This is a genomic window from Neobacillus niacini, from assembly GCF_019749295.1.
Classification (GTDB): Bacteria; Bacillota; Bacilli; order Bacillales; family Cytobacillaceae; genus Neobacillus; species Neobacillus niacini_D.
On sequence record NZ_JACWFG010000011.1, the window covers coordinates 583626 to 604316 of the forward strand.

General features: G+C 36.6%; 20 protein-coding genes. 18 read left to right on the forward strand and 2 right to left on the reverse strand.

Going from position 1 to position 20691, the window contains the following annotated elements:
• Nucleotides 1–201 precede the first annotated feature (201 nt).
• The 10 genes from fabF (at nt 202) to H0184_RS16775 (ending at nt 10684) form a co-directional block, all read left to right on the forward strand.
• On the forward strand, nt 202–1440 hold the full coding sequence (fabF, locus tag H0184_RS16730; protein ID WP_221827206.1) for a beta-ketoacyl-ACP synthase II: 1239 nt from the start codon (nt 202–204) through the stop codon (nt 1438–1440).
• A 340-nt stretch (nt 1441–1780) separates the two neighbouring features.
• Nucleotides 1781–2011, forward strand: a complete 231-nt coding sequence (locus tag H0184_RS16735) for a hypothetical protein (protein WP_396953599.1) — start codon at nt 1781–1783, stop codon at nt 2009–2011.
• Nucleotides 2012–2230: 219 nt separating this feature from the next.
• On the forward strand, nt 2231–3742 hold the full coding sequence (locus tag H0184_RS16740; protein WP_221827128.1) for a spore germination protein: 1512 nt from the start codon (nt 2231–2233) through the stop codon (nt 3740–3742).
• Nucleotides 3729–4805: a Ger(x)C family spore germination protein gene (locus tag H0184_RS16745; protein WP_221827129.1), complete on the forward strand. Its 1077-nt coding sequence runs from the start codon at nt 3729–3731 to the stop codon at nt 4803–4805. The genes H0184_RS16740 and H0184_RS16745 overlap by 14 nt, the downstream gene beginning before the upstream one ends.
• 17 nt (nt 4806–4822) lie before the next feature.
• Nucleotides 4823–5941: a GerAB/ArcD/ProY family transporter gene (locus tag H0184_RS16750; RefSeq protein WP_221827130.1), complete on the forward strand. Its 1119-nt coding sequence runs from the start codon at nt 4823–4825 to the stop codon at nt 5939–5941.
• Between the two features lie 119 nt (nt 5942–6060).
• Nucleotides 6061–6639 (forward strand): TetR/AcrR family transcriptional regulator, encoded by a 579-nt coding sequence (locus tag H0184_RS16755; RefSeq protein WP_221827131.1) that lies wholly within the window; start codon nt 6061–6063, stop codon nt 6637–6639.
• Nucleotides 6640–6742: 103 nt separating this feature from the next.
• On the forward strand, nt 6743–7930 hold the full coding sequence (locus H0184_RS16760) for an MFS transporter (RefSeq protein WP_221827132.1): 1188 nt from the start codon (nt 6743–6745) through the stop codon (nt 7928–7930).
• 327 nt (nt 7931–8257) lie between these two features.
• Complete coding sequence (locus tag H0184_RS16765) at nt 8258–8824, forward strand: VanZ family protein (protein WP_221827133.1); 567 nt, start codon at nt 8258–8260, stop codon at nt 8822–8824.
• A 56-nt stretch (nt 8825–8880) separates the two neighbouring features.
• On the forward strand, nt 8881–9567 hold the full coding sequence (locus H0184_RS16770; protein WP_221827134.1) for a response regulator transcription factor: 687 nt from the start codon (nt 8881–8883) through the stop codon (nt 9565–9567).
• Nucleotides 9557–10684, forward strand: coding sequence for a sensor histidine kinase (locus tag H0184_RS16775; protein WP_221827135.1), 1128 nt, complete (start codon nt 9557–9559; stop codon nt 10682–10684). Before H0184_RS16770 ends, H0184_RS16775 begins: the two co-directional genes overlap by 11 nt.
• Before the next feature lie 101 nt (nt 10685–10785).
• On the opposite strand, the gene H0184_RS16780 is transcribed toward H0184_RS16775, so the two are convergent.
• Complete coding sequence (locus tag H0184_RS16780; RefSeq protein ID WP_221827136.1) at nt 10786–11562, reverse strand: arylamine N-acetyltransferase family protein; 777 nt, start codon at nt 11560–11562, stop codon at nt 10786–10788.
• A 282-nt stretch (nt 11563–11844) separates the two neighbouring features.
• Between H0184_RS16780 and H0184_RS16785 the strand changes: the two genes are divergently transcribed.
• Both H0184_RS16785 and H0184_RS16790 read left to right on the forward strand, forming a co-directional pair.
• Entirely contained in the window at nt 11845–12786 is a 942-nt protein-coding gene (locus tag H0184_RS16785; protein WP_221827137.1) for a hypothetical protein, read from the forward strand.
• A gap of 178 nt (nt 12787–12964) precedes the next feature.
• Nucleotides 12965–13567 (forward strand): nucleotidyltransferase family protein, encoded by a 603-nt coding sequence (locus H0184_RS16790; RefSeq protein ID WP_221827138.1) that lies wholly within the window; start codon nt 12965–12967, stop codon nt 13565–13567.
• 22 nt (nt 13568–13589) lie between these two features.
• On the opposite strand, the gene H0184_RS16795 is transcribed toward H0184_RS16790, so the two are convergent.
• Nucleotides 13590–14096 carry a DUF1648 domain-containing protein gene (locus H0184_RS16795; protein ID WP_221827139.1) on the reverse strand — a complete coding sequence of 169 codons (507 nt, stop codon included), beginning with the start codon at nt 14094–14096 and terminating at the stop codon, nt 13590–13592.
• A 242-nt stretch (nt 14097–14338) separates the two neighbouring features.
• On the opposite strand from H0184_RS16795, the gene H0184_RS16800 reads away from it, so the two are divergent.
• The 6 genes from H0184_RS16800 to H0184_RS16825 all read left to right on the forward strand — a co-directional run bounded on the left by H0184_RS16800 (nt 14339) and on the right by H0184_RS16825 (nt 20659).
• Nucleotides 14339–16501, forward strand: a complete 2163-nt coding sequence (locus H0184_RS16800; RefSeq protein ID WP_221827140.1) for a xanthine dehydrogenase family protein molybdopterin-binding subunit — start codon at nt 14339–14341, stop codon at nt 16499–16501.
• Nucleotides 16498–16974: a (2Fe-2S)-binding protein gene (locus H0184_RS16805; protein ID WP_221827141.1), complete on the forward strand. Its 477-nt coding sequence runs from the start codon at nt 16498–16500 to the stop codon at nt 16972–16974. Before H0184_RS16800 ends, H0184_RS16805 begins: the two co-directional genes overlap by 4 nt.
• On the forward strand, nt 16896–17831 hold the full coding sequence (locus H0184_RS16810; protein ID WP_221827142.1) for an FAD binding domain-containing protein: 936 nt from the start codon (nt 16896–16898) through the stop codon (nt 17829–17831). Before H0184_RS16805 ends, H0184_RS16810 begins: the two co-directional genes overlap by 79 nt.
• Before the next feature lie 24 nt (nt 17832–17855).
• Nucleotides 17856–18650, forward strand: a complete 795-nt coding sequence (locus H0184_RS16815) for an XdhC family protein (protein WP_221827143.1) — start codon at nt 17856–17858, stop codon at nt 18648–18650.
• A 306-nt stretch (nt 18651–18956) separates the two neighbouring features.
• Nucleotides 18957–19724, forward strand: a complete 768-nt coding sequence (locus H0184_RS16820; protein WP_221827144.1) for an isochorismatase family protein — start codon at nt 18957–18959, stop codon at nt 19722–19724.
• A gap of 275 nt (nt 19725–19999) precedes the next feature.
• A complete protein-coding gene (locus tag H0184_RS16825) occupies nt 20000–20659 on the forward strand; it encodes an isochorismatase family protein (RefSeq protein WP_313771781.1) in 660 nt (219 codons plus the stop codon).
• Nucleotides 20660–20691 lie beyond the last annotated feature (32 nt).

Sequence of the window (20691 nt, forward strand, 5' to 3'; positions counted from 1 at the left end):
GATATAACGAGAGTTTTTTATAGTTTGCTCGATTATTTTTAGAATTTAGATTCTAATGTTTGAATTTATTTGTCGTGTTCAATACTTGACATGACGGTACCAATGGTATTTACTAAAAAAGACCGATTGTTCTTTTTTTGAAACAGGAGACATTCGGGTATAGTCTAGGAGTCTTAATTCTATTCATGGGAGGGGTTTGCTATAAAACGCAGAGTTGTAATAACAGGCTATGGTGCCATATCCCCATTAGGAAATAATGTGGACACTTTATGGAAAAATATTAAGTTAGGAAAATCAGGTATCAAAAAGGTTGAATTTGAAGGGTTTGAAGACATAAATACAAAAATCGGCGGAAGAATTGATGATTTTTCACCAGAAGATTATCTAGATAAAAAAGAATTAAGTAAGTTTGATAAATTTGTCCAATATGCATATGCAGCTGCCAAACAGGCTCTAGATCAATCTGGATTAAACATTGAAAATGAAGATGAAAATCGTTTAGGAGTATTTATCGGTTCAGGAATTGGCGGATTAGATACCGTTCTAGAGAATCATCAAACTCTATTAGAAAAAGGCGCAAGAAAAGTTTCTCCATTTATGGCACCGATGATGATCATAAATATGGCTGTTGGTATTGTATCAATTAAAACGGGATTTAGAGGTACTAGTTTTTCACCGGTATCCGCTTGTGCAACAGGTAATCATGCGATTGGTGAAGCATTTTTAAATATCCGGCATGGGTATTCGGATGCCATTTTAGCTGGTGGAACAGAAGCGTCGATTAATCCATTATCTTTCGCAGGTTTCTCTAGAATGAAAGCCATGTCAACCAATAATGATTCACCAAGTACAGCGAGTCGTCCTTTCGATAAGACACGAGACGGTTTTGTTATGTCTGAAGGATCTGGAATATTGTTACTTGAGGAATATGAACATGCGAAAAATCGAGGGGCAACCATACTGGGAGAAATTATTGGTTATGGTTCTACCACAGATTCCTATCATATTACTTCACCAGATTATAATGGTGCCGTCCGAGCAATGAAGCTGGCGATTGATATGGCGAACATAGAAACAACCGCCATTGATTATATAAATGCCCATGGTACGAGTACACCAGAAGGCGACAAATCAGAGACAAAAGCAATTAAAAAAGTTTTTGGTGAACATGCTTACAAACTAAAAGTTAGTTCAACAAAATCAATGACAGGACATTTATTCGGTGCTGCAGGCGGAGTTGAATCTATAATTACTCTTAAAAGCATTTCAGAAAATTTTATTCCTGCAACCATTAATTATGAAAATCCTGATGAGGACTGTGACCTTGATTATGTACCAAACAATCCAATTAATGCGGAGGTAAATTACGCAATTTCCAATGGATTTGGTTTTGGAGGTCATAATGCGGTTTTAGTATTTAAGAAATTTAATGGAGATTGATCTGAGTATATAATGATCTAGAATAAATGATATACAAAATTAAGATGGCTTTTTTGGTCATGTTTTTTTAGATTAAACAATACTTTCCTATAAAATAGTGCACTATTAGTTATAGTCAAACTTAAAATAAGGTAAACTAAATACAATGCAGCGTATATATTAAAACATAGCATGTCTTCTAATGTCGTGACTTCTCTATTAGTCATGTTGTAGTCTCCTTTTCAATAACAGTGTAACGGATTAGAGATTTTAGGTTTCCCTTGTAATCAATTACGTGTAATTTCACGAGATTGGTAGCGGAGAGAAAGGAACAAATGAAGACATTGAAGGCTTCTGCCAAATCAATTATGGAGTAACATTCCAATTATTTGATAAAGTAGAAGTTTATGGTCCAAATACTGCACCTATTTTTGACTATTTAAAGAAAGAAGCAAAAGGTTTACTTGGATCTGAACAAATTAAATGGAATTTTACAAAATTCCTTGTAGACCGTAATGGTAAAGTAGTGAAACGTTATGCACCAAAAGATAAAGTTTCATCAATAGGAAAAGATTTAAATGGGTTACTTTAAATATTTTATATTTAAAAAGAGGCAGGTTATAAAGGTTGTTTATCACCCTTATAACCTGTTTTTTTTGTAACTATTCGCCAGGTACATCTCTTCCAAATTAACATTGCCTCCTTTTTATACACTTGATAAGTGGAATAATTGACCTTACTTAAAGTATAGAATTTTGGAACACCGATAAAATAATGGTAATGTCTTATCTTTAGTGAAGGGATTAACTATATGGAAGGGTTTAAACCACACGCTAAAAAATCTTCAGACGATGATAAAAAGCAACAAAATTCATTGAAAGATATTATGGAGCAAGCTTTAAAATCGAGCGATTTTCATCAATTTTCTCCTGTGGAAAAAATAGTAATTAGTTATTATAAATCACTTATAAATGAAGAGAAAATAAATCAGTTTCTAATAAAGGAAATTCAAAAGCATATCGACATGATAAACAATTTGCAAGATATCAAAAATATCCTTCCATTTGATGAAGTTAAAATAACAAATGATACCCAGATTGTTGAAGACAAACTTATAAAGGGTTTCGTGGTCGTACAGCTAAAAAATAATGGAAATGACTTTATTCTTGTAAATGTCAGCAATGTTCAAATGGGTCATCGAAAGAACAATGATACAGAAAATGAATTTAGCGTAGTTGGACCGAAAGTTGGATTTGTGGAAAATATTGATATAAACATTCATCTTTTAAGGCAGCAAGTTGCTGTATCCAATTTAGTTATTGAAGAAATAACGATTGGAAATGTGTCAAAAACGAAGGTAGCTATAGCCTATTTAGATGGGGTTACGAATCCTAGACAAATTGAAACTGTGAAACAGCGACTCAATGATATAAATTTAGATGTTGTTTATGATTCGTCACTACTAGATCAAATTATTTCAGATAACTCCAATACGATTTTTCCGCTTTTTTTATCATCGGAGAGAATCGATCGGATTACGTATGCCATTTCATTGGGACAAGTAGCCATTATTTCGGACGGCTCCCCTTATGTCATATCAGGTCCGACTACCATTTTGGACTATTTTATATCGCCTGAGGATTACTTTTTACCCTGGATCCTCGGGTCGTTTTTTCGTATTGCCCGCATTTGTAGTGTTTTTTTCTCGATATTTGCAACTTCGTTATATGTTGCAGTACTAACCTACCATTTTGAAGTGATACCTGAAAAATTACTAGAACCACTTGTCATTTCGAGGGCAAATGTTCCATTTCCACCTGTAATGGAAGTCATTTTTTTGGAAATTACCATAGAATTGTTACGCGAGGCAGGAGCTAGGTTACCCGCCAAAATTGGTCAAACATTAGGAATAGTTGGAGGGATTGTAATTGGGCAAGCTACAGTAGAAGCGGCGCTTACGAGTAGTATATTGCTTATCATTGTAGCCTTATCAGCACTTGCCTCATTTACAACTCCTATTTTTAAAATGGCTAACACCATCCGGGTCTTACGTTTTCCCTTTATTATTCTTGCAGCCATTTGGGGCGGATTGGGAATTGTTGCAGGAATTTTGTTCCTTATGGGTCATTTATTGAGGCTGAAATCCTTAGGAACACCTTATTTGGTACCATTATTTCCTTTTCGAACAGGGAGTTTTGCGGACAGTATTATCCGATCATCCTATAAAAAAATTAATATGAGGAACAAATCTTTAAAGCCATTGTCACTTATACGATATGAACCAAGTGAAGACATGGAGGATATTAATCATGAGGAGAGTTAAACGTATGCTGCTTCCTCTCTGTTTATTGGTGCTCATTCATACTAGTTGCAGCAATGAAAGGGTAGTAGATCAATTACATATCTTGACGACTTTGGGATTTGATAAAAATAAGTCTGGTTATACAGGAACAGCACTGTACGCAGACCTTACTCAAAAGGGTGGAAAAATTAGCCTCGTCCAGGGAAAATCAAATCAAATTAAGCTCATTTTAAATCAAATGAATAATCAATCTACCAAACTTATCGATATCGGAAAATTAAAGATGATTATGTTTAGCAAAGAAGTAGCACAAGAGGGGATATCCCACTTTTTACTTACTATTTGCAAAGATCCTCTCATAAGTAACTATTTATTTATTGCGGTTACGGATGAATCCATTGCTTCTGTCTCAAAAGGTTTAAAAGATAAGGATCGCAGTAGTTTTCCATATTATATGATTGAACAAAATATGAAAACTGGTAACATCCCCCAATCGAATCTTTCGACGGTCCTGTTTGACTATTACGGGGAAGGAAGAGATTTCTCGGTTCCGTATATTCATTTTAATAAGAACGGGGAAACTGAAATAGTTGGCTACGGAATATTTAAAGATGATCGGTTGAAATTATTCATTAATAGCGAAGAAATGATTTTGTTCAAATTACTGCAAGGTAAATTTATTCAGGGGGATATACCCTATACCATTCGTGATGAACAGGGTAAAAGAAACGCTCTATTCTCTATTCAATATGGAAAGGGCCACCAGAGTGTCTCAAAACGTAAGCAGGAAACAAAAGTAACCTACCATCTAACATTAAATGGAATGGTAAAGGAATTTCCACAGGGTACACAAGTAGAAATAAATGAATCACTTGTCCATTTAAAAAAGCAGCTTCAAACTGACCTTTTAAAGCTTTTAAATAAATTTAAAGATGAGAAGGTTGACCCGTTAGGTACAGGAGATTTAGTAAGAGCACACACCAGGGATTGGAATGAGAAACAATTTTACAAAGAAAAATATTCAAATATCAAATTTGACGTTGATCTTAACATTCAACTAACAAAATCAGGCATAGGTGAATAAATGGCGGTGAGTAACGAATGGGAATACGTGTGAAAGATAGTTTAACATTATCTCCATACCTTCTATGGTTTTTATTGCATGGTGCACAAGTGGGGATTGCAATGTTAAGTTTTCAAAGATATATCATTACTGGTGCAGAACAAGATTCGTGGGCTTCTCTATTGCTGGTAGGAATAAGTTTGCATTTTATTATTTGGATTATGTTTTTTGTGCTGAAAAATGCGGATTCAGGGGATATTATCTCATTGCACCAACAGTTGTTTGGAAAATGGGTGGGGAAATGTCTGACTCTTGGTTTTTATGGATATATTCTCTTATTTGTTACTACTGAAATTCGTTTATATGTAGAAGTTTTACATGTTTGGGTTTTTCCAAATATACGGCTTTGGGTATTTTCGCTAATGATTTTAATTATCTGTATTTATCTAGTTTCTGGTGGACTGAGAGTGGTAGCCGGCGTTTGCTTCTTTTGTATCTTTATACCATCCCTATTATTATTAACGCTCTATTTTCCCTTGAAAAGTGCGCATTGGACTAATTTTCTTCCGATTTTTAACCATCAATTCAAAGATTATGCCCAATCTGCCTACCATTCGTTGACTTTATTCACTGGAGTCGAATTTTTGCTTGTACTTTACCCTTTTATAAAAAACAACGAAAAATCACAAAAGTGGGCCCATATTGGTGTGGTACATACCACTCTTCTATATTTATTTATGATATTTGTATCTTTTTCATACTTTAACATTCAACAGTTAGAACATACGATATGGCCTACACTAATTCTATCCAAAATCATTCAATTTCCGTTTCTGGAGAGATTTGATTATCTTTATGTGTATAATTGGTTTTTGATCATTGTGGCCCGATGTTGTGTACCTTTGTGGGCGGGGACACGAATTCTAAAGAAAACCTTTGGTCTTAAAGCTAGACCGTCATTATGGATTACTAGTACGCTGGTGTTTTTATGTTTAATTCCGTTAAAGGGCCAAAAAATTATAGAGAAGCTTGACTTCCTGTTAACAATGACAGGAGGTATCCTTCTATACGGCTACATTCCTTTCCTATTTTTATTGATACTCATCATAAATTTTAATAAGAAAAAAAATATGGTTAAAGTGCGTGGTAATCAATAAGATTTGATTGCCATTTAACAATAACTAAAATTATGAAGAGACTATCTCTTGACAGAAAGGAACCAAAGGTATTTAATAAAAAAGAACAACCGGTCTCTTTTTGAAAAGGAGTGTTTAAAATGAATAAAGGCGAACGAACAAAAAAATTAATCATAGAGCAATCATCATCTTTGTTTAACAAAAATGGCTATAAATCAACCTCTATTGCTGAAATCATGGAGGCAACAGGATTGAAAAAAGGAGGGATTTTTTACCATTTTGAAAGTAAGGATGATTTAGCGAAGGCTTCATTTTCCTACTCGTTGATGACATTAAAAGAAAATTATTTACAAGCAATTAAATCCAAAGACAGGGCATGCGTGCAATTTGAGGCTTTTACCACTATTTTTAAGACGTTATTAAACGATGATATTATAGTGGGTGGATGTCCTTTAATGAATGCAGCGATTGAAGCGGATGACTCCAATATCTTGATCGAGGATGCTATAAAAGAAGGCTTTGCGGGCTTAATAAATATCATTAAAGACATTATTGATTTTGGAAAGAGTCAAAATGAAATTGGCAAACATGTTGATTCTGAACACATGGCGGTGTTCATTCTTTCTTCTTTTGAAGGTGCATTGGCTCTAAGCCGATTGTATAAGGATAAGCGCTACTTAGACATGGTTATAATGCAGATAAACGCTATGCTTTTTTAACATAGTAATTTTTTTTTGACCAAAAGAGACCGATTGGTCTTTTTTAAAGATTTTACGGAGTATTTTTTGAGAATTGAAAAAATAAATGAGAGTAGGGAACAGAATGAAAAGAATGCTATGGGTTATTCTTATGATGTCGTGTGGGGCAACGTTTATTTCATCTTTATTTCCTATATACAGTGAATACTATCAGTTGAATAGTCTACAAATAACTATCTTGTTTGCCATCTATGCCGCTATCCTAGTGCCAACATTGCTTATTGTAGGAGCCAAAGGCAGTACATGGGGTTTGAAAAGAGTTCTTCGGTTAAGTATATGGATTTCAATCGCTTCGACCTTGATTTTTCTGGCAAGTTTTAATGTCTGGATGCTCTATCTTGCAAGGATATTAGAAGGTATCGCATATGGTGCATTTACGGGTACAGCTGTTGCCTTTTTATTAAAAGTAACTTCTCCAGCTAAAATGAGCACTGCGGTTAAGTTTTCGGGAGTAACGGTACTGATTGGTTTTGGCCTGGGACCCGCTATTGCAGGTTTAGTGTTGCAATATCTAGAGTGGCAGCCGCTTCGTTTACCATATTGGATTCTCCTAATCATGTTAGTTAGTGCACTTTTGATTTTGGAAACCCTGCCGAAACAGGATAACTTGCTTGGACAAAAACCTGAAAAGACTAAGATTTCAATTGGTGTACCTAGTACTTTTCGTTCCCATTTTTGGTCGTTTATTGGGCTGCCGATTTTTATAGGTTTCACGCTGCAAGGAATTGTTTTATCTCTTGTACCTTCATTTGCTAAAAATGTCATTCATACTTCCAACCTATCTGTCCCTGGCTTACTAATTTTGTTACTTCTAGGTGGAGGGGCCTTGGCTCAGTTCATTCCTTGGCTGGATAATCCCGTTACACGAATCCGTTTAGGATTACTTTTGATTATTATTGGATCTTGGGTTATTGTGCTTTCTGGTCAGACTACAAGTTTAATGTTACTGTGGACCGGTATTTTCTTCCAAGCTGTCGGAGGTGGCTGGATGTTTCAAATTACTTTAAGGTTAGCAGGTGAGTTATCGGAGCCAGAGGAACGTCCACGAGTTATTACGGCTTTTTATTTATGCGGCTACACCGGGTTTATTGTTCCAGTTGTGGGGGTAGGAGTACTGTCTCAATTTTTTAATTTGAACTTTTCGTTAATGGTGCTAAATTTGCTCGCCACCCTAGCGGTTATTTATGTGTTGAGTTATTCTGTGAAATTTAACCGTTCCTATTCAAGGATAAATAAAACACTTACCGTCTAATCCTATAAAAAAGGAGCTTGGAATATCAAGCTCCTTTTTTGTACAAACAGGGTTTAGGGTTTCCTAACCGCTGTCTTCATGGAAGGACCATCTTTTTATAGATATGCCGGATTACTAGCAGTACAGAATTTTTCCCATAACCTTCGTTATATTCCGTGCCTCGATAATGGTATTCAATTTTATCCTCCATTCTTTTATATTTATAGAATTTAGATAACCTTTAATCTTTCTTTAGAAAATCTTTAAAAATTAAATCTATACTAAAGTCAACGCTTAAGTGAAAGAACGGCGTTACGAATTAGTTGGAATATAGGAGGAGAAACAAAGATGGATATTTTGACAATAGATTCATGGTATATCTTGCTTCCAGCATTCATTCTCTTTTTACTAGCGCTTTTCATTGGAACTAGAAAAAAGAACTATCACTCGATGCAATATTTTACAGTAATAACATTAGTGATATACCTCTTAGCGGTGATTCATTTAGTATTTTTCCCGATAGAGGTTTATCCGGGCGGTTATGAATCAACAGGGCCATTATGGCTGGCAATTTTAAAAGAAATTGAATTTATTCCTGTTTTAACCATTGATATACCAACGTTTGTCTTAAACATAATCATGTTGATCCCTTTTGGAGTGTATTTACCATTATTAAATGATAAGGTAGATACAGTAAGAAAGGCTGCAAAATACGGTTTTTTCTTAAGCTTAACAATTGAACTTCTACAGTTAACAATTGAAGTCATAGTGGGAAGCGGCAGAACTTCAGATGTTAATGATCTTATTGCGAATACGCTAGGGGCTGCACTTGGATTTTTAATAATAAAGAAATTGGTGAAAATAAAACTATTCAAAGTTATGGTTTCTAAGTTATCATTAGCAAAATCAGCTTAAATCCCCTTATTCAGGGGATTTCTGCTTGAATCCGTACTGTTTGAGGAGTGGTTATGTTGAGTAGGACAATACTAGTTGTCGATGATGATAAAGAAATTGCGGAATTAATTGAAGTTTACCTCCGTAACGAAGGCTTTACCGTTCATAAAGCTCTAGATGGAGTTCAAGCACTTCGTTTTTTGGAAAAGAATCAAGTGGAACTCATTGTTTTAGATGTTATGATGCCAAATATGGATGGTTTAGAGTTTTGTAAGCTAGTTCGCAAAGGAAACCACGTGCCCATTCTCATGGTGAGCGCAAAAGTACAAGATATGGATAAAATTATTGGATTAATGTCTGGGGCAGATGATTATATGAGTAAGCCTTTCAACCCGCTGGAATTAACGGCAAGAGTGAAAGCATTACTCAGAAGAGTCAGCTACCAGCAGCCTCCGTCGGAGAATGAGCTCATTGAAATTAATTCATTAAAAATTGACAAACATAGTCATAGAGTGACGGCAAATGGAAGAGAAATCAAATTAACAGCCATAGAATTTGAAATCTTATACCTGCTAGCGAAGAATCGCGGAAGAGTTTTTGGTTCTGAAGAGATTTTTGAAAGGGTATGGAATGAGTCTGGAGCAGGATCTAATAAAACGGTTATGGTGCATATAAGTAATTTACGAGATAAAATCGAAGGTGCTTTGCCAGGAGAAACAATCATTCAGACAGTATGGGGAGTGGGCTACAAAGTTGAAAAATAATTTTCTTAATGTCGTAACGTTTATTTCTAAAAGGAAAATTTATTTTTATCTCTTTCTGTCCGCCATAATGACAACCATTACAGCTATTTTAGTTATTCCTTCTTTACAGTATTACGATGAACACTCAAGATTTATTTCACAGATTTTTAGTGTTTTATCCTATTTTGGACCATTTATCATTATTTTTTTCTATTGTTTTATTTTCTGTACTTACCTTTTTTTGTTTTATCAATATGAGAAACAACGATACATAGCATATAGAATTATTAGATTATCAGAGGAAGTTCAGCAAATTGCGGAAGCTAATTTTGATAAAAAGGTAATAGAAAAAGATGAAAATGAATTAGGAAAACTGGCAGATAGTATTAACGCTATGATCATTCAAGCCCAAAGAGCAATCGAGGAAGAAAGAAGGGCAAAGCAAATTAAAAATGACTTAGTGACGAATGTTGCCCATGACCTAAGATCACCGCTTACCTCTATACTTGGATACCTAAACCTTATCAATCAAGATCAATATCGTGATGAGATTGAATTGCGGTATTTCACCCAAATTGTTCAATCAAAGGCTGAGAGATTACATCATTTAATCAATGACTTATTTGAATACACTTATGTACAAAACAAAGAAATCCGAATGGCAAATTACCCTATTAATATTGAAGAAATGGTCAATCAATTAGCTGTTCAATATAGGATTCAGCTGCAAGAAGCTGGAATGGAAATAAGACAAGTTTCAACCGCCGAAGATCCAATTACAATGGGTGATGGCAATAAACTGGCAAGAGTATTCGAAAACTTAATACAAAATGCCATCCGCTATGGAAAAGAAGGGAAATATTTAGATATAAGAGTAATGGAACAAGAGGATACGATAGAGATCGCCATTAGTAACTATGGTCAGCCAATCCCAAGTGTGGACCTTCCACATATTTTTGATCGGTTTTACCGTGTGGAAAAATCACGCTCAGAATATACTGGGGGTGCCGGGTTAGGGCTTGCCATTGCCAAAAGTATCATTGAAATGCATGACGGCACGATAAAGGTAGAAAGTTCCGCTGGGAAGACCACTTTTATTGTTACCTTACTAAAAATGAAGGAAGACAATAGACTATAATAATATGCGTATAGGTGATGGAAACCTATCGTTAGTTAACTTTCTGGTTCCTAATCACCTGTCGAGTACGACTAGTGAAAGGAACCTTTATTAGTGTTTCATTAAAGTTTAAAATAGTTTTTTCTTATCTCATTGAATCGTTTTTCATCGATAGATTCTTTATTCAATTTACTGCCAACCCTTTCGGTAAACGAAGTGTCAGTTAATATTATGTTCCCTTTATCAGTTAATCTAGTGATTAACGGCTTCTTATTAAACGCTGATTCAGGATGTTCTATGATAATTCTTTGGACTTCATTTAAATCATTAATTGTTTTAATGTCTACTTTAGTATTAAATGCGTATCCGATCTTCCAATCTTCATCTTTTCGATTTAATTTCATGTACAATAAATAATCACCATGATTACTCTCTACAGATTCTACTCTAAATTGTCCATTACTAGAGGTAACAGTTTCTCCGCTTAAGGGAACAGGCTTTAATGGTAAGTTTCCTCCAAACCCAGTATCTACGAGATAGACCTGCCCATTATGGGTAATAAGGTTCACCACATGAGTATTCCCCGTCTCACTCCATTGTTTTTTCATTGGATTATACGTTACTCCACGTACTAAGGTTGGATTAAAGCCGTTTTCGTATAAGAAAAGGTAAAGTATTGTATTTAATTCATAGCAAAGGCCGCCTTCATTTTGTTCAAGTATTTTACTCGTTAAATTCTCTTTTGTAATTTCCTTCGTTCTATTTTCAATAATACATAAATTCTCAAACGGAATAGTCTTTGCAGTCTTTTCAAGAACCATATCTAAATCTTGAAATGTAATCTTTTCATTGTGTGGGATACCTATTCTATTACGAAATAGTAAGTTTAAGTCACTCATTCAACACACCTCCATAATGCATTCCATCACTAAATGATATCAAAAATTTCAAGGCAACCCAAATAAGTAAAAGATGCCTTTTACCCTGCCTCTCTACCTAAGATTGTAGTTTAGCAATATATATAAAGTGCTATATCAAGTCTAGTTCGACAAATTTTAGGTAGCTACAGTATTTCTATTAAAAATGATGAAAATAACCTGATTCAATTGTACAAGCCAATTTTGATAGTCTCGCATCTACTATTTTGTAAGTGAAATTTTTTTGAAAGAAGGTGAAAAAAAATGCCAGTAGTTTCTATTGTTAGTATTTTTACTAGGGGTGCCAGGTCAAGTGAAACTCCCGAACTGCGGAGTTCTAGAGTGCAAGGAGATATTCAAAGAGCAAATGAAGTTTGGGGGACTGGGAACCCACCCGGTGTGGCTTGTGGCATTACGTTTGTCTCTCACAGTCTTATTTATCGTCCGGAAGTGACAATTGATGCAGCTACAGTTACAAGTTCAACTGACCCAAGAATTATCCAGGTGATCAATGAGGCAAGGGCCGCTACAAATTTTGCTACGGCGATTTATGTCGTTTATTTAAGTGGTGAAACATTTAACGGCGGTCATGTGGGTAATGCAGGTCCAGTGGTTGAAACCGTTACGAACGCAAATCTTTATAGTATTTATGGACGTTGTTCATTAAGTGATGGCGCTTTTGAAACGTATTTGTTAGCACATGAGGTAGGTCATATATTATTTTATCGTATTCTGAGCTTAAACCCGGTCGTCTCGACAATTAATGACCCTTCAAACCCTGGTGATGATCATAACAATGATCCTCAAAATATCATGTTCCCCTTTGTCCCTGCAATGAATCCCTACATCAATAGTGCCCAATGTACAGTAGCCCGTCAAAACAGAATCATTTTGGAAAACGCACAATTTACAGGAGTTGCTGCACAAGGTACTGCTGCACAAAGTGCTGCATTAACAGGTACCGGCAGCGGATTTGCAACGCAAAACCCGTTCAATTCCATGGAGGATAATGAATCAAATGAGATTTTCAATTCAGGGAATCAATGCGGCTGCAATAACCCTCATCACCATCACAACAAACCAAGAATCGTCAAAATACTCAATGAAAAATTAGATTATTGGATTGAAAATATGGGTCCGGAAAGACCTCAAATTTATCCAAAGCCACCAAAAAAGAAAAAAAAGGATGGTAAATCGAATAAATAGCAATAGATGAGGTGAAAAAAGGAACTAGTGACTTTTACGTTACTAGTTCCTTTTTCATGGGGGAAAGAGGGAAACAAATAACTTACATTTTATAATCGTTAATTGAAATCATAATTGTCTGAATAAACATTCATTGGATTAATAGAATTAGATAAAACGATATTTTGAGGGTGATAATATGGAAGCAATTGTGTTAGCTGCCGGCTATTCGAGCCGCGCGAATGCATTTAAAATGACGTTGTCACTGGGGAAAATGTCCGTTCTGGAGCAAACAATTTCTAAATTTGAAGGAATATGCACCAGAGTCATCGTCGTAGCAGGGTTTCAAGCGGAAATCATCCAAGAGGAAATTAGTAGATTCATCAATAAAAGGGCCTACTCATTTCAGATAAAGTTTATATATAATGAAGATTTTAGCCAGGGAATGTTTAGTTCCATTCAAAAGGGCTGCAGTGAAGTAAAAGGCGAAACATTCTTCATAACCCCAGGAGACTGTCCGCTTGTAAAGCGAGAGACTGTGCAGTTAATAGCAGAGCACAACGGGAATGTTGTGATTCCCAGCTTTAACTATAAAGGTGGTCACCCCATCAAATTAACTGGTGTTGTAAAACAAAAAATACTCGAAACCAACCCGGAAAGTAATTTGCGCGTAGTTCTTAGCGGTTACGATAAGACATACATCAATGTAAAGGATCACGGTGTTTTAATGGATGTTGACACACCGGAGGATTATCAAAATGCCATAAAAGCCGAATTTCTCAGGGGCGGTTCCATTGGTTGACCAATAAAAACCTCCCCCGGTCTTAGGTGATTTTTCTTTGCTTTATAATTTGAACGATAATTGGAAGAAATACAGATAAAAATGCTAATGGTAAGAACCAAACTCCTAAACCCTTCAGCCAGCCTAAAGCTACCATGATTGATTCAATGTGGATAGATTGTAACACCAGTAAGCAAATGTTTTTTTCGATGTTCAACATTTTTCTGCTCAATAGGTAAAAGGCTTTTGCGTTAGATTCATTAAACTGGGATGGATAATTATGCCATTCTGGATTTTTTTCAAATAGCTGCATCATTAGAAATAAGAAAAAACTGATAACAGGCAGGATAATCAGCTCCCATTTTGAACCCCACCTTTCGACCTCGCCCAAACCATTGTAATGTCCAGGGACTTGATCTGGTAGTATGCACCAAACAGAAAATAAGAAGATAATACTCCCGATATAAAAAGAAAATCCAATCAAATCCCATAATTTTTCACTCGTCGTTTTTGGAATATTAATTTTTGGTCGTTTCCACGAACTATCCATATGCCACCTCGTTCCTAATTCTTAATCTATCTTCAATACGAATAAAATTTGGAAAGGTTCCCATTTTTGAAAAATACCCCCTAAAGAGAGTTCTCTTGGTTCAACTCTAACGAAAAGTGGACCAAGAGAACCGTCCCCCCGGCCCCCCCGGCAAAAATTTTAATCATAAATCCTAGTTTCCATTTATAAAATCGTAGGAAGAGGGTTTATTTTAAAAATGAGTCGAAGGGTGTTGTTGGAATGTGAATCTTAAGGACATAAGCACCTCAGTGCCCAGGAAGGATCATAAAGGCAAGGTATCTGGACAGCTGCCTTATATTAGTGACGTGAAAGTGGAAAATATGGTTTATGGTGTTTTGTATCGATCGACGATTGCGTACGGGAGAATCAAATCCATTCAATTACCAGATCTTCCAGAAGGCTATGAGGCGGTGGGAGCCGAAGAAATCCCCGGACCAAATTATGTGAAAATTATTAAAGAAGACCAGCCTATCTTTGCCAATGAGTGGGTCAATTATATCGGAGAACCTATTCTCATGCTTGTTGGAGCAGATTTAAATATCCTTTATGATTTATTAGAAAAAGTGAAGATTGATATAGAAGAACATCAAGCTATTTATACATTGGAGGAAGCCATAAAGCAAAAATCAGCACCCGGGGTTACGATGGCAAGCTACGAATTTGGAGAAATTCTGGACACGATTACATCTATTGAACTAAAAGCCCATCAAATTATCGAAGAAGAATATGATACCGGATATCAGGAGCATGTCTATCTTGAGCCACAAGGGATGCTTGCTATTTATAAGGATGATGAAATTGTCGTTCAGGGATCGATGCAGTGTCTTTATTATATAAAGAATGCATTAATTAACGCTTTAGCATGTGGTGATGATGACGTTAGAGTGGTTCAAAGTCCTACGGGCGGAGGTTTTGGCGGCAAAGAAGAATTTCCTTCAATGATGGCCTGTCACGTAGCCGTTGCCGCAAAAGCAGTCAAAAAATCGGTGATGCTCGTGTTCGATCGTTCGGAGGATATGGTGGTGACGACAAAGAGGCATCCGGCCAAACTCAGGTATCGGACCGCACTTGATAGAAAAGGTAATATATTGAGCATGTCTGTTGACCTGTTTCTTGATGCCGGGGCGAATGAGGGATTGAGTTCTGTTGTGCTGCAGCGTGCATTACTTAACAGTGCCGGTGTATATAAGATTCCGCATTTTCATGCAAAAGGATATGTTTTAAAAACCCATACCGTTCCAAACGGCGCATTTAGAGGCTTTGGAGCTCCTCAAAGCTTTGCTGGAATCGAAAGTCATATGTGTCATCTTAGTAACACAGCAAACATCGACCCGCTTGAATATAAACGGAAATATCTCGTCAAACAAGGAGATCCCACGATTACCAAAGGGAATTTCCGTGATCCTATATTAATGGAAGAAATGATTAAGGACTTGTTAAATACCTCCAATTACAAAAAGAAAAAAACGGAATTTCAGCAAGATAATCAACAAAATCAGCGCTATAAAAAAGGGATAGGGACTTCACTCTTCCTTCATGGCTGTGGTTTTACAGGTAGCGGTGAACGCGATCATATAAAAGCAAAGGTAAAGCTGGTTAAATCAAAAGATGACCAAGTGTCTCTTAAAATATCAAATTCTGATATGGGACAAGGCATTTTTACCACATTATCGAAGATTGTCGCCAAGGAACTAGATCTCCCGTACGAAGAAATTTTGTTCCCTTATCCCGATACAAAAGAGGTGCCTGATTCCGGACCGACAGTAGCCTCCAGGACGACCATGATTGTGGGCAAATTGCTTGAACGAGCGGCGAAAAAACTAAAGTCTCAGTGGCAAACAGGAGTGGAACAAGAAGTAGTAGAAAACTATGTTCACCGTGAAATGATTCCATGGAATGAAAAAACCTTCACAGGAGATGCCTACCCAGCTTATTCATGGGGCGTAAATATTGTTGAAGTAGAAGTGGATACCCTAACAGGTAATGTAAAGCTAGAAAAAGTATATGCCAATTATGATGTGGGGAAGGTCATCGATGACCGGGTTATGAAGGGTCAAATTGATGGAGGTTTGGCACAGGGATTAGCATACGGGTATTTAGAAAAAATGACGTCAAAGGAAGGAAAAATCCAACAAAAAAGTATATCAGATTATGGACCTCCGACTTCGTTGGACGTTGTTTCAATAGAAAGCAAAATTTTTGATAATCCCTATGCTGATGGTCCATACGGGGCAAAGGGTGCTGGTGAATTGACTTTAATTGGCGGCGCTCCGGCAGTCCAGGCGGCGATCGAGGATGCACTGCAAACTCCTTTCCAGCAAATTCCGGTTACACCCGAAGTCATTATCGATAGTCTTTGGATGAAAGAAGGTGAAGAAGGTTGATTACATTTACTCTTAATGGAAGAAAAGTAGAAACCGACGCTCCTCCTACTGCCAGATTACTAGATGTAATAAGAGATGATTATGAGTTGATTGGAACCAAGGAAGGCTGCGGGGAGGGAGAATGCGGCGCCTGCAGCGTTTTTGTCAATAACCTCTTGCAAAATAGCTGCTTGATTCCTATTGGTTCAATAGAAGGAGCCGAGATTATTACAATAGAAGGAATCATGGAAAGTGAGCAATTTAAGATATTAGATGAGAGCTATAGCCATGCCGGAGGTGTACAGTGCGGCTACTGCATTCCTGGGATGGTCATGGCAAGTGCAGCACTATTATCTCAAAATCCGCATCCTTCAGAAGCTGAAATTCGTGAAGGGATATCCGGAAATCTGTGCCGATGTACGGGCTACAATATGATTGTCGATGCGGTCAGCCTGGCAGCGAAAAAAGGGGACGGCTTATGGCAGAAAAAATAACCGCCTATCGTTTCGATCAATTAGACCAAACCTTAAGCCAATTGAATAAAGAAAACTGTGCCATCATTGCCGGAGGCACCGATGTCATGGTCATGTACAAAAGCCGCAGAGGTGTACCTCCTAAAATCCCAAAACCCATTGTATTTATTGATCATCTTTCAGAGCTAAAACGGGTGTATCAAAAACATAAGGATCTCTACATCGGTGCCTGCTCCACCTACAGCGAGTTACTTGAAAATCCGCTAATTCCAGGTCCATTAAAGAAAGCAATCAAAACGATTGCAGCTCCCGCGATTCGAAATAGAGGGACATTGGGAGGAAATGTTTGCAACGCTTCTCCGGCGGGTGACACACTGCCATTATTATATGTATACAATGCAAAGCTACTGCTGCGTTCCGTAAATGGGGAACGCATCGTAGCAATTAGCGATTTTATCCAAGGTGTGCGAAGGATTCAACGGGAACGCAATGAAATAGTGGCGGAAATTATTCTACCGTCTGTAATGGAAGAAGGGGCTCATGTTGTTTTTGAAAAAGTAGGCAATCGGAATGCAGACGCCATTGCCAAAGTAGGGTTTGCAGGATATATCAGGTTAAATGGTGCTGTCATTGAGGATGCTCGCTTTGCGTTTGGAGCTGTAGGACCTACCATGGTTCGTTCGGTGGACATTGAGAAGGGGTTGTTCGGGAAGACCATTCCACTAGCAGATACTGACATTGCGCAGGTTGTGGGAGCCTTTGATAAAATCATTAAACCAATCGACGACCAGCGCTCTACGGCTATTTACAGAAAAACAGTCGCTCTAAATCTATTGCGTTATTTTTTAAGTATGAATCAATATCAACACAATCAATGAGGAATAAAAGGGGGGAGCTTATTCATGCTACTGATGGAAAAAGTCGCCATGCTGAATCGTCAAAACGAAACCTTTGCGCTAGCCATGATTATAGAATCAAAGGGCTCGACTCCCAGGCACGTTGGAAAGATGATTGTCTACCGGGATGGTACAATAGAAGGCACTGTCGGAGGGGGCTTGGCTGAACACTATATTATTGAAGAAAGTGTAAAAGCACTCCAACTCGGTAAATCAAAAATCGTTGAATATAAATTGAATAAACACGCGAAAGATGGAATTCAAATGAACTGCGGCGGAACACTGAGGGTGTTCATTGAGGTTTATACAAGCAGACCTGAACTCGTTTTGGCCGGTGCCGGTCATTTAGCACATGCGTTATCAAAGTTAGCCGATTCCCTTGAATACCCATATTGCATTGTCGATGACCGAATTGGTTATGCAACAAGAGAACGTTTTCCTAATGCGACAAATCTTTTTGTAAACAAGGATATTGAAGAGGCACTACTCGCTGCAAACCTAAATGAAAATTCCTATGTAATCATTGTGACAAAAGATCGTGACGATATTGTATTAAAAACAGCACTGCAATTCCCGATAGCTTATGTTGGAATGGTTGCCAGCAAGCGAAAGGTATTTACGATTTTTGAAAAACTAAAAAGTGAAGGTGTTGCACAAGATCAGCTCGAGCAGGTTCATTCTCCAATAGGGCTGGAGATTGGTGCAGAAACAACGGAAGAAATTGCCATCAGTATTATCGGTGAAATCATCAAATTAACCAAGGAAACGAAGCCTATGAAAGTGAAACAATTAATTAAATAGAAAGTAGAATTAAAGTTGAACCAAAATACCACAGGTACCTTTAAATGAATTGGTTATAATATAAATACAAAGAACACCACAAATTGATACTGTGGTGTTTTATTTTTTTGAAAAAACTAAACTATAATTTCCATTAGAGAAGGATTTTTCTATCATAACTGAGAATTTAACTATCTATAGTACAAATTTGCTAAGGAAATCCAGTACTAACTTAAAATATAATGGACGATAAAACAAAAATTTTGGTAACATTTAATTAACTTTAGAAAGTTATTCTGGAAGAATTCTGTGAAAGGAGGAATCAATGTGTTTGAAAATCTTTTAAATATATCCGAAGTTGCAAAATTATTAGGGATTTCTCCTAGTACATTACGGCGGTTAGAGAAAAATGGAAATATCGAAGAGTATGGTTTAAAGGTTATATATACACCTGGAGGACAAAGAAGATATATCCTGGATGAAATACACCACCTTTATTCTAATCAAGGATTTTCAGGGCAAATTGGCTTTGGTAAAAAACCTGCTCTCTTAATTCGTGATTTGACTTTAGCGTTTACAGACCCACATTCTCAATTATCGATTAAAATGGAAAATGAGATTACGGCAACAAAACAACTTATCGACGAGGCAATTTTACAAAAAATACCAATAATCTTCGGCATTACTATTTATAAATCAGATAATATGGTCTCCAGAATATGGTGTAAAAAATTTCCCTCGCTTCAAATTTTAGATCGTGAAAGTTCTTGGGTCAACATTCATCCTGCTCTGAGTCATTATCCTTTTGATTTGATTAGTCATACCGTTTATATCTCAAGCTTATATGATGAAAAAATCGATAATTTTTTAAAACAGCAGCAAATTGATACTGTAATATTAGCAGGAGCCACAACAAGTGGATCTATTAGAGCAGCAGCGGTAGATGCTCTTCAAAGGGGCTACAGTGTTATAATCCCTAAAGAAGCTGTAGGAGATCGTAACCAGACTTTACAAAACTCTACGTTAATAGACTTAAACGCAAGATATGCAGATGTAATGAGTCTAGATAAGGTTTTAAAAGGTATGAAGCAATAAAAAAATAAGTCATATTATAACCCGTGAATTATCCAAAGAGATAATCCATGGGTTTTTTAAAATTCTGATAATTTAAATAAATTAAATATTGACACTATTCAAAACATGGGATAGAATTTAGTTATGGAAGCTTTGGTAGGTTTGGTAGATAAAAAGAGATTTAGCAGGAGTTACAACTTTTATTACTTATTACTACCATCTATAAAGTTACACAATTGAATGACTTACAAAGGTGGGTTTACCCAACCTTGGAGGATTAGGGAGGTAGAGCTTTAGTGACGCAGCCAATAGGTGATGAGACTTTTTTTGAAGAAAGAGGATTTGGAAAATTAATAGGTTTCGGTATGAAACCGGGCTTGATAGTTGTGGACATGATTAAAGGATTTACAGATCCCAGCATGCCAATGGGCTCTGATTTAACAGAACAAATTAGAAATGTTAATAAGCTTTTAAAAACTTTACACCAAATGGAACTTCCAGTCTTCTTTACTACTATTGCTTACGATGATGATTCCCTTGCTGATTCTGGAATTTGGTACCAAAAGATGGAGGGTTTGAAGACATTAAAAACCGGTACTGATGCGGTAAATGTTGATGAAAGATTAGATTTTCGTTATGGAGACGGGTTAATTGTAAAGAAATATGCCTCTGCTTTTTTTGGGACTGATCTTATTGCACGCCTCAATGCAAATCATATTGATACCGTTATTATCGTAGGATGTACGACTTGTGGCTGCGTTCGTGCGACCGCTGTTGACGCGTTGCAATTAGGGTATAGACCAATCGTGGTTGAAGATGCTGTGGGTGATCGTTCAGTAGCATCCCATGAGCAAAGTCTTTTTGATTTACGCCAGAAATATGCAGATGTATTAAATACGGATGAAGTAGTAACAGCCGTTTCAACAAAATATACATTGGATTCTCTAAAAAAATAATTAAGTGAATAATTTGTTAATTTAAAGGATTT